The 13695-nt window shown below is 54.4% G+C and carries 17 protein-coding genes and 1 riboswitch; of the genes, 16 read left to right on the top strand and 1 reads right to left on the bottom strand.

Features of this window, described 5'->3' with window-relative positions; all coding sequences use genetic code 11:
* Positions 1 to 27 precede the first annotated feature (27 nt).
* The 11 genes from GHH_RS15200 to GHH_RS15150 all read left to right on the top strand — a co-directional run bounded on the left by GHH_RS15200 (position 28) and on the right by GHH_RS15150 (position 8447).
* The gene (locus tag GHH_RS15200; protein ID WP_011232477.1) at positions 28 to 1200 is read left to right on the top strand and encodes an acetyl-CoA C-acetyltransferase; all 1173 of its coding nucleotides are present in this window, start codon (positions 28 to 30) and stop codon (positions 1198 to 1200) included.
* A gap of 137 nt (positions 1201 to 1337) precedes the next feature.
* Entirely contained in the window at positions 1338 to 3122 is a 1785-nt protein-coding gene (locus GHH_RS15195) for an acyl-CoA dehydrogenase family protein (protein WP_011232476.1), read from the top strand.
* Between the two features lie 77 nt (positions 3123 to 3199).
* Positions 3200 to 3565, top strand: a complete 366-nt coding sequence (locus GHH_RS15190; RefSeq protein ID WP_011232475.1) for an arsenate reductase family protein — start codon at positions 3200 to 3202, stop codon at positions 3563 to 3565.
* A gap of 96 nt (positions 3566 to 3661) precedes the next feature.
* Positions 3662 to 4045: a glycine cleavage system protein GcvH gene (gcvH, locus tag GHH_RS15185; protein WP_011232474.1), complete on the top strand. Its 384-nt coding sequence runs from the start codon at positions 3662 to 3664 to the stop codon at positions 4043 to 4045.
* Between the two features lie 75 nt (positions 4046 to 4120).
* Positions 4121 to 4357 carry a YusG family protein gene (locus GHH_RS15180; RefSeq protein ID WP_011232473.1) on the top strand — a complete coding sequence of 79 codons (237 nt, stop codon included), beginning with the start codon at positions 4121 to 4123 and terminating at the stop codon, positions 4355 to 4357.
* 98 nt (positions 4358 to 4455) lie between these two features.
* Positions 4456 to 4815 (top strand): toprim domain-containing protein, encoded by a 360-nt coding sequence (locus GHH_RS15175; RefSeq protein ID WP_011232472.1) that lies wholly within the window; start codon positions 4456 to 4458, stop codon positions 4813 to 4815.
* Positions 4812 to 5129: a thioredoxin family protein gene (locus tag GHH_RS15170; RefSeq protein WP_011232471.1), complete on the top strand. Its 318-nt coding sequence runs from the start codon at positions 4812 to 4814 to the stop codon at positions 5127 to 5129. The genes GHH_RS15175 and GHH_RS15170 overlap by 4 nt, the downstream gene beginning before the upstream one ends.
* Positions 5130 to 5274: 145 nt before the next feature.
* Positions 5275 to 5622: a hypothetical protein gene (locus GHH_RS15165; RefSeq protein ID WP_015375751.1), complete on the top strand. Its 348-nt coding sequence runs from the start codon at positions 5275 to 5277 to the stop codon at positions 5620 to 5622.
* Positions 5623 to 5696: 74 nt separating this feature from the next.
* Positions 5697 to 5806: riboswitch (SAM riboswitch) on the top strand.
* Between the two features lie 87 nt (positions 5807 to 5893).
* Entirely contained in the window at positions 5894 to 6922 is a 1029-nt protein-coding gene (locus GHH_RS15160) for a methionine ABC transporter ATP-binding protein (protein WP_015375750.1), read from the top strand.
* Positions 6912 to 7580, top strand: coding sequence for a methionine ABC transporter permease (locus GHH_RS15155; protein ID WP_011232468.1), 669 nt, complete (start codon positions 6912 to 6914; stop codon positions 7578 to 7580). The genes GHH_RS15160 and GHH_RS15155 overlap by 11 nt, the downstream gene beginning before the upstream one ends.
* A gap of 15 nt (positions 7581 to 7595) precedes the next feature.
* Complete coding sequence (locus GHH_RS15150) at positions 7596 to 8447, top strand: MetQ/NlpA family ABC transporter substrate-binding protein (protein ID WP_015375749.1); 852 nt, start codon at positions 7596 to 7598, stop codon at positions 8445 to 8447.
* 105 nt (positions 8448 to 8552) lie between these two features.
* Here the strand turns inward: GHH_RS15150 and GHH_RS15145 are convergent, their stop codons facing one another.
* Entirely contained in the window at positions 8553 to 8744 is a 192-nt protein-coding gene (locus GHH_RS15145) for a hypothetical protein (RefSeq protein ID WP_015375748.1), read from the bottom strand.
* A gap of 579 nt (positions 8745 to 9323) precedes the next feature.
* Between GHH_RS15145 and GHH_RS15140 the strand changes: the two genes are divergently transcribed.
* From GHH_RS15140 to sufU, 5 genes are all read left to right on the top strand, one after another.
* Complete coding sequence (locus GHH_RS15140) at positions 9324 to 9686, top strand: carboxymuconolactone decarboxylase family protein (protein ID WP_015375747.1); 363 nt, start codon at positions 9324 to 9326, stop codon at positions 9684 to 9686.
* A gap of 253 nt (positions 9687 to 9939) precedes the next feature.
* The gene (gene sufC / locus GHH_RS15135; RefSeq protein ID WP_014196681.1) at positions 9940 to 10719 is read left to right on the top strand and encodes a Fe-S cluster assembly ATPase SufC; all 780 of its coding nucleotides are present in this window, start codon (positions 9940 to 9942) and stop codon (positions 10717 to 10719) included.
* A 17-nt stretch (positions 10720 to 10736) separates the two neighbouring features.
* Positions 10737 to 12047 (top strand): Fe-S cluster assembly protein SufD, encoded by a 1311-nt coding sequence (gene sufD / locus GHH_RS15130; RefSeq protein ID WP_015375746.1) that lies wholly within the window; start codon positions 10737 to 10739, stop codon positions 12045 to 12047.
* Positions 12044 to 13264: a cysteine desulfurase gene (locus GHH_RS15125; protein WP_015375745.1), complete on the top strand. Its 1221-nt coding sequence runs from the start codon at positions 12044 to 12046 to the stop codon at positions 13262 to 13264. Before sufD ends, GHH_RS15125 begins: the two co-directional genes overlap by 4 nt.
* Positions 13254 to 13688 (top strand): Fe-S cluster assembly sulfur transfer protein SufU, encoded by a 435-nt coding sequence (gene sufU, locus GHH_RS15120; RefSeq protein ID WP_015375744.1) that lies wholly within the window; start codon positions 13254 to 13256, stop codon positions 13686 to 13688. Before GHH_RS15125 ends, sufU begins: the two co-directional genes overlap by 11 nt.
* Positions 13689 to 13695 lie beyond the last annotated feature (7 nt).

Genomic DNA, 13695 nt, shown 5'->3' with positions numbered 1-13695 from the left:
AGCGGAGGAGATCAAGGGGGGATTGGCGTGAGAGAAGCGGTCATTGTCGCAGGTGCGCGCACGCCGGTCGGCAAAGCGAAAAAAGGAACGCTCGCCCACGTGCGGCCGGATGATTTAGGGGCGCTCGTCGTCAAAGAAACGATCAAGCGCGCGGGGAACTATGAAGGAAACATTGACGACTTGATTATCGGGTGCGCCATGCCGGAGGCGGAGCAAGGATTGAACATCGCCCGCAACATCGGCGCGCTCGCCGGGCTGCCATATACCGTGCCGGCGATCACGATCAACCGGTATTGCTCGTCCGGTTTGCAGGCGATCGCCTATGCGGCGGAACGGGTGATGCTCGGCCATTCCGACACGGTCATCGCCGGCGGGGTCGAATCGATGAGCATGGTGCCGATGATGGGGCATGTCGTCCGCCCGAACGCCCGCTTGGCGGAAGAAGCGCCGGAATACTACATGTCGATGGGGCACACTGCCGAGCAAGTGGCGAAAAAATACGGCGTCAGCCGCGAGGACCAAGACGCATTCGCGGTGCGCAGCCACCAGCGCGCCGCCAAGGCGATTGCCGAAGGAAAATTCAATGAAGAAATCGTGCCGGTCGAGGTGACGGTGCGCAAAGTAGAAGGCAACAAACTCGTTGAGGAGAAAGTCGTCTTTACACAAGATGAAGGCGTGCGCCCGGACACGAATATGGAAACGCTCGCGAAACTCCGGCCGGCGTTTGCGGTAAACGGCACCGTCACCGCCGGCAACGCGTCGCAAATGAGCGACGGGGCGGCGGCGGTCATGGTGATGGACCGCGAAAAAGCGGAGTCGCTCGGCTTGAAGCCGCTCGGCAAGTTTCGTTCGTTCGCGGTTGCCGGCGTGCCGCCGGAAGTGATGGGGATCGGCCCGGTCGCTGCGGTGCCGAAAGCGTTGAAGCTGGCCGGCCTTGAGCTGTCCGACATCGGTTTGATCGAGCTGAACGAAGCGTTCGCCTCGCAATCGATCCAAGTCATCCGCGAACTTGGGTTGGATGAAGACATTGTCAACGTCAACGGCGGGGCGATTGCTCTAGGCCACCCGCTCGGCTGCACGGGCGCGAAGCTGACCTTGTCTTTGCTTTACGAAATGCGGCGCCGCAACGTGCAGTTCGGCATCGTCACGATGTGCATCGGCGGCGGCATGGGAGCGGCCGGCGTGTTTGAGCTGCTGTAGCGGCAGCTGACAGCGAGCGGGCTTCATCAGCTCGCGCGAGGCATGCATCCGCATTTGCCCGGCTGCATGGAACGTCTATTTCCCGGGCGGCGTTGCCGCCCGGATCATCAATCATCTTTCGGGGGAGGAAATCAACGATGGCCAAAACGATGGAAGAAGCGATCAAAGGCGGCAGCTTTTTGATTGAAGACATTCCGGCGGAGCGCGTGTTTACGCCGGAAGATTTCACCGACGAACATCATATGATTGCCAAAACGACGGAAGAGTATGTCAACAATGAAGTGCTCCCGCAGCTCGAGCATTTGGAAAACCACGAGTTTGACCGTTCCGTGAAATTGCTTCGCAAAGCGGGCGAGCTCGGCTTGTTAAGCGCTGACATTCCGGAAGAATACGGCGGTTTGGGCCTAGATAAAGTCAGTTCGGCCATCATTGCGGAAAAAATGGCGCCGGCCGGCGGTTTTGCCATTTCGCACGGGGCGCACGTCGGAATTGGCTCGCTGCCGATTGTGTTGTTTGGCACGGAAGAACAAAAACAAAAATATTTGCCGTATTTAGCGACCGGCGAAAAAATCGCCGCCTACGCCTTGACGGAGCCTGGCTCGGGTTCGGACGCCCTCGGCGCGAAAACGACGGCGAGATTAAACGCGGAAGGCACGCATTACATTTTAAACGGCGAAAAACAATGGATCACCAACTCCGGTTTTGCTGATGTGTTTGTCGTCTATGCAAAAGTCGACGGCGAACATTTCACCGCGTTCATCGTGGAACGCGACTTCCCGGGCGTTTCAACTGGTCCGGAAGAAAAGAAAATGGGGATTAAAAGCTCGTCGACAAGAACGCTCATTTTGCAAGATGTGCCGGTGCCGAAAGAAAACGTGCTCGGTGAAATCGGAAAAGGCCATGTCATCGCCTTCAACATTTTGAACATCGGCCGCTACAAGCTTGGGTTAGGGGCGGTCGGCGGCGCGAAGCGGGCGCTTGAAATCACGCTCAAATACGCCAATCAGCGCCAGCAATTCAAACGCCCGATTTCGCAGTTTACGTTGACGCAGGAAAAATTCGCGACGATGGCGTCGCGCCTGTATGCCGCCGAAAGCTCGGTTTACCGCACGGTCGGCTTGTTCGATGAACGGATGGGCCTGCTTGATGCGGAAAAGGCGAAAGATGGCAAAGAAGTGGCGAAATCGATCGCCGAATATGCGATCGAATGCTCATTGAACAAGTTTTTTGCCACGGAAGTGCTCGATTACATCGTGGATGAAGGCGTGCAAATCCACGGCGGGTACGGCTTTATGCAGGAATACGAAATTGAGCGCGCCTACCGCGATTCGCGCATCAACCGCATTTTTGAGGGGACGAACGAAATCAACCGCCTTCTCGTGCCGGGCATGTATTTGAAAAAGGCGTTAAAAGGCGAGCTGCCGCTCTTCCAAAAAGCGCAGCAGCTTCAGGAAGAACTGATGATGATGGCCGCCGAAGAGCCGGGGACGGGCGCGCTGGAACAAGAGAAATACTTGGTGCGCAACGCGAAAAAAATCGCCTTGATGGTCGCCGGTTTAGCGGCGCAAAAATACGGCCAGCGCATTGAAGAAGAGCAAGAAGTGCTCGTCAACATCGCCGACATCGTCTCGAACATTTATGCGATGGAATCAGCGCTTTTGCGCACGGAAAAAGCGATTCAGGCGAGCGGTGAGGAGAAAAACAAACAAAAATTGCTGTACACGCAAATTTTCTGCCAAGAGGCGTTCAATGAAATTGAAGCCCATGCGAAAGAAACGCTCGTCGCCGTCGAACAAGGAGACACGCTGCGGATGATGCTCGCCGCTCTCCGACGGCTGACGCGCCATACGCCGATCAACGTGATCGCGAAAAAACGCGAAGCGGCCGCCGCGCTCATTGAAGCCGAACGGTATATTGTGTGATAATGGGAAGTGCCAGGCGTTTGCCTGGTGCTTCTTATTTGTTTGCCACACAGCGGAAATGAAAGGGAGGAGTGAAGATGGCGCTCACGCTCTATTGGTATCCAAAATGCGGAACGTGCCGGAAGGCGAAAAAATGGTTGGATGAACACGGCATTGAGGTGCAAACGGTGCATTTGGTCGACGAGCCGCTGACGAAAGAGCAGCTCGCCCGTTTGCACCGTCAAAGCGGGCTGCCGCTCAAAAAATTTTTCAACACGAGCGGGATGAAATACCGCGAGCTTGGCTTGAAGGACAAGCTCGACCGCGCATCGGAAGACGAGATGCTCGATTGGCTCGCCTCGGACGGGATGTTGGTCAAACGGCCGATTTTGACGGACGGCGAGCGGGTCGTCGTGGGCTTTCGCGAACAAGAATACGAGGCGTTTTTCGCGGCGGGGACATAAAAAATTTTTTGCAAAATCGGGTGAATTCAGTGAGTTTTTGCGGAAAATCGGTTATGATGAAAAGGAATATACATTTTGTCGCAATGGAGGGATACGATGAACACGCCGAAAGAACTTCGCTATACAAAGGAGCATGAGTGGGTGCGCGTGGAAGGAGAGAACGTGCGCATCGGCATTACGGATTACGCCCAATCAGAGCTTGGCGACATCGTCTTTGTCGAGCTGCCGGAAGTCGGCGCAGAGGTTACGGCGAACGAGCCGTTCGGCAGCGTTGAATCGGTGAAAACGGTCTCGGAATTGTATGCGCCGATCAGCGGCACGGTCGTTGAAGTGAATGAGGCGTTAAATGACCATCCGGAGTACGTGAACGAATCGCCGTATGACAAAGCGTGGATGATCGTCGTCAAACCGAATGATTTGAGCGAAATCGACAATTTGTTGACGGCGGAACAATACGAGGCGATGATCAACGAAGGATAAACGTTCCTGCAATCTTCGCTTCGATTCGGGCACTCTATACATACCGGAATTTGATTGAAAAAAGGGGTGCTCGCGATGGCGCTGCAAACGACGCGCATAGATGTCACGGACCGGATCATCGGCAAACTGAACGGCCGCTCGCTGGAGTTGTACGAGGAAGGAGAGCTCATCGGGCGCCTTCCGCTTCCGGCGGCCGTCCCGTTGAAAAAGGGGTATACCGAACAAAACGGAAGAATTTACAAACAGGTGACCGCTACCGTTGAGCCGGACCAAAAATATGTCGATTGCGACGGGGAAGCGGGCTGGTGTTGAAAGGCAACGGTGGATGGCCGTTGCTTTTCATTTTCAACATTTGGCCGGCGCAAGACATACAATAATAGTATCCTCATTTGAAGTTAGGTGGGTCGGACATGCGACGCGTGGAAAAAGTGATCATCGTCGAAGGGCGATCAGACAAGCAAAAAGTGGCGGCGGTGCTGAACGAACCAGTCGTCATCGTCTGCACAAACGGCACGATCAGTGATGCGCGCCTTGAGGAGCTGGCCGATGAGCTGGAAGGATGCGATGTATACGTCTTGGCCGATGCCGATGAGGCGGGAGAAAAATTGCGCCGGCAGTTTCGCCGCATGTTTCCAGAGGCGGAGCATCTTTACATTGACCGGGCGTATCGCGAAGTGGCGGCCGCTCCGCCTTGGCACTTGGCGCAAGTGCTGTTGCGCGCTCGTTTCGACGTCCGCATCGAATCGCTCATGAGGGGAAGAGGCGAGTGAAAGCGATCGACCGAAACGATGTCATGCGAGTGGTGGAAGTCGAGCCGCTTCTGGCCCTTTACTTGTATACCCCGCTGTGCGGCACGTGCCAGCTGGCGCGGCGGATGCTAACGGTGGTGGAGCAGTTGTTTCCGGCGCTGCCGTTTTACGAAACGGACATCAACTATATCCCTGAGCAGGCCGTTGCGTGGAAAATTGAAAGCGTTCCTTGCCTGCTTCTTTTTAGGGACGGAACGGTCGCAGGCAAGTGGTATGCCTTTCATTCCGTTCCGTATTTGTACGAAGTGATTCAAGCCTGCTTGCCGTCCCGATGATTCGCCTTTTTTTGACGCTGTTTGACACATTTCTTGGGAAATGACAAAAACGGCGCTCGTTCGTCAACGGGTTGTCGAGATTTTTGTAAAGGATTTCTCCTCTTCAGGTGGAAGTGAAAAAATAAAAATGGGGGAGGGGATATCCATGGAAATGCGTGAATTAGTCGGGCAGTTCGTGGAACGGATGCAAGCGTTGCGTCATTTGATGCCGATTTTGCCGGATGAGCAGCTGTGTGTTCGGTTTGAAAGTGGGGATGAAACCGCCTTGCTGTTGATCGGCAAGGAACCAGCCGCTTTAGGGATGGAACACGATGAACGGAAAACATTGACCGTGCGCGGCCCCAAAGAAGCGCTCGCGTCCTTGCTGAACGGCGAACTGAAGCTGCAGCAGCTCGTCCGCCTGCAAGAAGTGCACGTGTCAGGAAGCTTCCGTCAGCTGTTGCTTCTTGAATCGCTCCTCCATTTGGCTAAACCGTATCGGCATGTTGGGTGAAAAAATTGTTGACAGCGTTCGACAAGCGGTGATACAATCACATTCGTAAATCAATTGCATAGGCGATTGTTGCGCTCTTATCAAGAGAGGTGGAGGGATGTGCCCAATGAAGCCCGGCAACCGTCAGCGCGTGCGCTGAAATGGTGCCAATTCACACAAAGCGGCCTGCTTTGAGAGATAAGAGACGGAATGGTGCACAATACCTTTCTGTTCTCTGCGGGCAGAAAGGTTTTCTTTTTGCGCTCTGCCGCTTGGGAAGGAAGGTGAAACGATGATTACACTCGAACAAGTGACAAAAATCTATCAAGCGGCCAACGGCTCAGTCACGGCCGTCGACAATGTGTCGCTTGAGATTCGCGAAGGAGAAATTTTCGGCATTATCGGCTACAGCGGCGCGGGGAAAAGCACGCTCATCCGCTTGCTCAATGGGCTCGAGAAGCCGACGAGCGGCCGGGTGGTCGTCGCCGGGCGCGATATGACGCGCGTGAAAGGTCGGGAGCTGCGCAAGGCGCGCCAAGAAATCGGGATGATTTTCCAGCATTTCAACTTGCTTTGGTCTCGCACAGTCAGGGAAAACATTGCCTTTCCGCTTGAAATTGCCGGCGTCCCGAAAGAGGAGCGGAACAAGCGGGTGGATGAATTGATCGAACTTGTCGGCCTTTCCGGGCGCGAGGATGCCTACCCGTCGCAGCTGAGCGGCGGGCAAAAGCAGCGGGTCGGCATCGCCCGGGCGCTCGCCAACAACCCGAAAGTGCTGCTTTGCGACGAGGCGACATCGGCGTTGGACCCACAGACGACCGATGCGATTTTGGACTTGCTCGTTGACATCAACAAGCGCCTCGGGCTGACGATTGTGCTGATCACCCATGAAATGCACGTCATCCGCAAAATTTGCGACCGCGTTGCGGTGATGGAAAGCGGCCGAATCGTCGAGCAAGGCGACGTGCTGCATGTGTTCCGCAACCCGCAGCAGCCGATTACGAAACGGTTCGTCAAGCAGCTGATCGAGCCCGAGGAGACGGAAGAGGCGATTTCCCATTTGTTTGGCCAATACCCGAGCGGGCTGATCGCGCAGCTGACGTTCGTCGGCGCGGCAGCCGGAAAGCCGCTCATCACCGAAGTGGTGCGTCAGTTTGCCGTCGATGTCAACATTTTGCAAGGGAAAATTTCGCAAACCCATCAAGGTGCCTATGGGGTGCTGTTCATTCACCTCGACGGAGCGGCCGATGAAATCGACCGGGCGCTTGACTACATTCAACGCCAGCAAGTGGCGGTGGAGGTGATTCACGATGCTCGCTAACCTCCTGCCGAACGTGCAATGGGAGACGATGTGGGCGGCGACGGTCGAGACGCTGTATATGACGGGAGTGGCGGTGGCGGCCACTTTCGTCCTCGGAATCGTTCTTGGCTTGCTTCTATTTTTGACAGCGAAGGGCAACCTATGGGAAAACCGGTTTGTCAATACCGTGATTGCGGCGTTTGTGAACATTTTCCGCTCCATTCCGTTTATTATTTTGATCATTTTGCTCATTCCGTTTACCACCTGGCTCGTCGGGACGATGCTTGGCGCCAATGCGGCGCTGCCGGCTTTGGTCATTGGGGCCGCGCCGTTTTACGCCCGCATGGTCGAAATCGCTCTTCGCGAAATTGATAAAGGCGTCATCGAAGCAGCCCAAGCGATGGGTGCCTCAACGTGGACGATCATTTGGAAAGTGCTGCTGCCGGAGTCATTGCCGGCGCTTGTCTCCGGCATTACGGTGACGGCGGTGTCGCTCGTCAGCTATACAGCGATGGCTGGAGCCATCGGCGCCGGCGGGCTTGGGAACTTGGCGTATTTGGAAGGGTTCCAGCGCAACCATAACGATGTGACATTTGTCGCAACCGTATTGGTGTTGGTCATTGTATTTATCATTCAGCTGATCGGTGACTTTGTCACTTCGAAAATCGATAAACGATAAAGGGGGAAACAACTGATGAAGAAATGGTTGGGTGTGTTGCTCGCCGCCATTCTCGTGCTCGCTTTGGCGGCATGCGGCGGCAACAATAACGACAGCGCGGAAGGCGGCAAAGACGGCAAATTGGTGAAGTTGAAAGTCGGTGCGTCGAACGTGCCGCATGCGGAAATTTTGGAAAAAGCGAAACCGATTTTGAAGAAAAAAGGCATCGACTTGGAGATCATTACGTTCCAAGATTACATCTTGCCGAACAAAGCGCTGGCTGAGAAGCAAATCGACGCCAACTATTTCCAACACATTCCGTATTTGGAATCGCAAAAGAAAGAGTACGGCTATGATTTCGTCAACGCCGGCGGCATTCATATCGAGCCGATCGGCTTATACTCGAAAAAATACAAAAGCATTGAAGAACTGCCGGACGGCGCGACGATCATCATGAGCAACTCGGTCGCCGACCATGGCCGCATTTTATCGATGCTGCAAGAAAAAGGGCTCATTAAATTGAAACCGGGCGTCGATAAAACGAAAGCGACAGTCAATGACATCATCGAAAATCCAAAGCATTTAAAATTTAAGGCCGATGTCGACGCCGGGCTTCTGCCGCAAATTTACAAAAACGGCGAAGGCGATGCGGTGCTGATCAACGCCAACTATGCGCTTGACGCCGGTTTGGACCCGGCGAAAGACCCGATCGCCGTGGAGTCGCCGAAAAACAATCCGTATGTGAACATTGTGGCGGTGCGCAAAGGCGATGAAAACCGAAAAGAAATCAAAACGCTTGTCGAAGTGCTGCAATCGAAAGAAATTCAAGATTTCATCAAAGAAAAATACCACGGCGCCGTCATTCCAGCGGCGACAAACAATCAATAACGGGAGCGAATCGCTTCCGTTATTTTTTGCACAAAAAAGAGCCGCCCGAAAGTTCAAAACCGTTTTGGATGGAGAGACGCCGCGGCCGGTCTGTTTTCCCGCGCTTCATCGGTTGTTCAAACGCGCCAGTACGGCGGCGAGCATGACGATGATGACGCAGTTTTGCAGGGCGACCACTGTCGTTAAACTGAAGATGACGTCCCCGTGTTCACCGAGAATGCTGCCGATGATGATCCACGCCAAAAACGAAGCGAAAGCGACGGTTAAGGCAAAGACAACCCAACGAATCAATGGCATTCCCCCCTTTCCTATGATGATGGAAGTGGAACAGAACCGTTCGTTTTCATCATGACATTCCGTCGATGTTGGCGAAACGGTGGTGTTTCCACAAGCTTTTAATACCATTCGTTGTTTAATATCGTTTTCCTTCATCCTATTTCGCGCAGGAGACTCCCACTTCAACGACCAAAGGGAGTAAGTGGGAGAGGAATGCTCGTTCCCCCTTTCTTTTGTGTATGATAGAATAAAGACGTGGAGAAAACTGTTAAATAAAGGCATTCCAATAACGGCTGCTCGATGTATGGAGTTGGTTGCAGGAAACGCTGCAACCGTAAAACATCGAGCGTAGGTCCGTCTGTTGTGTGTGGAAGCCAAGTACTGCCAACAGACACACCGAGAGAATCGGCAACGATGCAGGCATGACCTGCGTCGTTGGGTAGTCGTCAACCTGCCCCCTGATGCAACCCCAAGTCAAGGAAGGAGGACGAAGTCCGTTTGCACTTCTGGGGAGTTGCAAGCCCCCACTTCAAGCGTTAGCGAAGTGGGGGTAGTTGACGCATACTAACAGCAGAAACGAACAAAGGGAGGAAAATGATGATGAACAACGAAACACATGCATCGGTCGAATCCGCGCTTCATCGCTACAAAGAGGGAATTGGGGCGTTCACCAAAAAACTTCCGAATGTGGCCGAGCGGTTTAACGCGTTTACGGAAGCGTGCTTTGCCGAGGGAGCGCTGTCAAAAAAAGAAAAACAATTGATTGCCCTCGGCATCAGCTTGGCGGCGCAAGACGAGTATTGCACGATTTACCATACGAAAGGATGCCTTGACGAAGGAGCGTCGGAACGGGAAATTTTGGAAGTATGCGCGGTGGCGGCCGCGTTTGGCGGCGGGGCGGCGATGAGCCAGGCGGTGACGCTCGTGCAGGAATGCCTCCGCGAGCTGCGGACAGCCCATTAGACTCCGGCAACGGGGTCTTTTTTTTGCAAAAGCTCGTACAAACAGCCCGTTTTCGTGTAAAATATAAAAAGCGCTGTCCCTTTTTCCTGTTTTTCTCCGTTTAGTTGCGTCTACATAGTGAAAAAGGGGGCGGAATAGTTGCGCATATTTTTCATTTGTTATAAGATTGTAATGAGAATAAAATGAGAATGAGCGTCCGCTGGGTCAACAGCGAGCGATGACTATTTTCAAGCAGAAATTGGAGGTATGCTGCATGGCAGTGTTGACGATTCAAAATCTCCACGTTGCGGTGGAAGGGAAAGAGATTTTAAAAGGGGTTGACTTGGAAATCAAAGGCGGGGAAATCCACGCTATTATGGGTCCGAACGGGACGGGAAAATCGACGCTGGCTTCGGCCATTATGGGGCACCCGAAATATGAAGTGACGGAAGGATCGGTGACGCTCGACGGCCAGGATGTCCTTGAGATGGAAGTCGATGAGCGGGCGCGCGCCGGCCTGTTTTTGGCGATGCAATACCCAAGCGAAATCAGCGGGGTGACGAACGCCGATTTCCTGCGCGCTGCGATCAACGCCCGGCTTGGCGAGGGCAACGAAATTTCGCTTATGAAATTCATCCGCAAGCTCGATGAAAAAATGGCGTTTTTGGAAATGAATCCGGATATGGCGCACCGTTACTTAAACGAAGGATTCTCGGGCGGGGAGAAAAAGCGAAATGAAATTTTGCAGCTGATGATGCTTGAGCCGAAGATCGCCATTTTGGACGAGATCGACTCCGGATTGGACATTGACGCGCTGAAAATTGTCGCCAAAGGCGTCAACGAAATGCGCAGCAGCGAATTCGGCTGTTTGATCATCACTCACTACCAACGGTTATTGAACTACATCACGCCGGATTACGTGCACGTCATGATGCAAGGGCGCATCGTCAAATCCGGCGGTCCGGAACTGGCGCAGCGGCTTGAGGCGGAAGGGTACGACTGGATCAAAAAAGAGCTTGGCATTGAAGACGAAACGGTCGGACAAGAAGCGTAAGCGTTAGGAGGAGGATTATGGCGACAGAAACGAAAATCCCATTCGATGAAACCTACATCCGCACGTTCTCAAGCGGGCGCGGCGAGCCGGACTGGCTGACGGCGCGGCGCCTTGAGGCGCTTCGGCTGGCGGAGCGGCTGCCGCTTCCGAAACCGGAGAAAACCAAAATCGACAAATGGAATTTCACCGAGTTCGCCCGCCACACGGTCGACAGCGCGCCGTATGATGGTCTTGGCGATTTGCCGGAAGCGGTCAAGGCGCTCATCGAGGCGGGCGAAGGAACGAAAAACTTGTACGTGCAGCGCAACCATACGCCGGCGTACGTGTCGCTGTCCGATGAATTAAAAGAAAAAGGAGTCATTTTCACCGACATCTTCACAGCAGCGCGCGAGCATGGCGATTTGCTGAAAAACTATTTGATGACGGCGGTCAAGCCGGATGAGCACCGCCTTGCCGCGCTCCATGCGGCGCTGCTCAACGGCGGTGTGTTTGTCTATGTGCCGAAAAACGTGGAGATTGAAACGCCGCTTCAAGCGGTCTATATTCAAGACGAAGACGATATCGCCTTGTTCAACCATGTCATCGTCGTGGCGGAAGACAACAGCCGCGTCGTGTTTGTCGAAAATTATATATCGGCAAGCCGCGAAGGAAACGCGGTCGTCAATGTGGTTGCCGAGGTGTTTGCCCAAGTGAACGCAAGCGTCTTTTTCGCCGCTGTCGACCATTTGGCGAAAGGCACAACGACGTACGTCAATCGGCGCGGCATCGCCGGGCGCGACGGACGGATCGAATGGGCGCTCGGGCTGATGAATGACGGCAACACGGTCTCCGAGAACATCACCCGCCTTGTCGGCGACGGCTCGTTCGGCGATACGAAAACGGTCGCGGTCAGCCGCGGCGAGCAAGTGCAAAACTTTACGACGAGCGTCATTCATTACGGAAAGCATACAGAAGGCCACATTTTAAAACACGGCGTCGTCCGCGACAGCGCGACCTCGATTTTCAACGGCATCGGCAAAATTGAGCACGGCGCGTCAAAGTCGAACGCCGAGCAGGAGTCGCGCGTCTTGATGTTGAGCGAAAAAGCGCGCGGCGATGCGAACCCGATTTTGCTCATTGATGAAGACGACGTCATGGCGGGCCATGCGGCATCGGTGGGACGCGTCGATCCGATCCAATTGTATTACTTAATGAGCCGCGGCATTCCGAGACGCGACGCGGAACGGCTCATCATCCACGGCTTTTTGGCGCCGGTCGTCGAGGCGATTCCAATTGAAGGCGTGAAAAACCAATTAATTGAAGTGATTGAAAGGAAAGTTCAATCATGAATGTGAACGACATTCGCGCGTTGTTTCCAATTTTGCATCAGGATGTCAACGGCCATCCGCTCGTTTATTTCGACAGCGCGGCGACATCGCAAAAGCCGCTGCCGGTGATTGAGGCGCTTGACCGCTATTACCGCGAGTACAACTCGAACGTCCACCGCGGCGTCCATACGCTCGGGACGAAGGCGACCGATGCGTACGAAGGCGCGCGCGAAAAAGTGCGGCGGTTTTTAAACGCCCAATCGGCGCAGGAAATCATCTTTACGCGCGGCACGACGGCATCGCTTAATTTGGTCGCCTCCAGCTACGGGCGCGCCAACGTCAAAGAAGGCGATGAGATCGTCATCACGTACATGGAGCATCACAGCAACTTGATTCCGTGGCAGCAGCTGGCGAAGCAAACGGGGGCGACGTTAAAATACATTCCAATGCAGGAAGACGGCACGATCGATCTGCGCGATGTCGAGGCGACCGTCACCGAAGCAGCGAAGATTGTCGCCATTGCTCATGTATCGAACGTGCTTGGGACGATCAACCCGGTGCGGGAGATCGCCCGCATCGCCCATGAGCGCGGCGCGGTCGTCGTCGTCGATGCGGCGCAAAGCGCTCCGCATATGAAGGTCGATGTCCAAGAACTTGATTGCGATTTTCTCGCCCTTTCCGGCCATAAAATGTGCGGGCCGACGGGAATCGGCGTATTATATGGCAAAAAGAAATGGCTTGAGCAGATGGAGCCGGTCGAGTTCGGCGGCGAAATGATCGATTTTGTCGAGCTGTACGACTCGACGTGGAAAGAGTTGCCGTGGAAGTTTGAAGGCGGCACGCCGATCATCGCCGGGGCGATTGGCCTTGGGGCGGCGATCGATTTCCTTGAACAAGTCGGCTTGGACGCCATCGCCGCCCATGAGCACGAGCTGGCGCAATACGCACTCGAACGGCTGGCTGGCATCGACGGCGTCACGGTATATGGCCCGAAAGAACGGGCGGGGCTTGTGACGTTTAACATCGAAGGGGTGCATCCGCACGATGTGGCGACCGTTTTGGACGCAGAAGGGGTCGCCATCCGCGCCGGCCACCATTGCGCCCAGCCGCTCATGAAATGGCTCGGCGTGACGGCGACCGCCCGGGCGAGCTTTTACCTTTACAATACGAAAGAGGAAATCGACCGGTTCATCGCCGCATTACAGAAAGCGAAGGAGTACTTCAGCCATGTCTTCTAACCATCCGTTGGACCAGCTTTACCGCCAAGTCATTATGGATCATTATAAAAACCCGCGCAACCGCGGGGTGCTTGAGGGCACGAACGTCGATGTCAACATGAACAACCCGACGTGCGGCGACCGCATCCACTTGACGATGAAAGTTGAAGACGGAAAAGTCGCCGACGTCAAATTTGAAGGGGAAGGCTGTTCGATTTCGATGTCGTCGGCGTCGATGATGACGCAGGCGATCAAAGGGAAAACGGTGGAAGAAGCGCTTCGGCTCGCCCACATTTTTTCCGACATGATCCAAGGGAAAGAGTACGACGATTCCGTCGACCTTGGCGACATCGAAGCGCTCCAAGGCGTTTCCAAGTTTCCGGCCCGCATCAAATGCGCGACGCTCGCGTGGAAAGCGCTCGAAAAAGGACTGCATCACCACTAAGTCTAAA

The sequence above is a fragment of the Geobacillus sp. GHH01 genome, from assembly GCF_000336445.1.
GTDB lineage: Bacteria > Bacillota > Bacilli > Bacillales > Anoxybacillaceae > Geobacillus > Geobacillus zalihae.
This window is presented reverse-complemented; position numbering and strand designations above follow the sequence as displayed.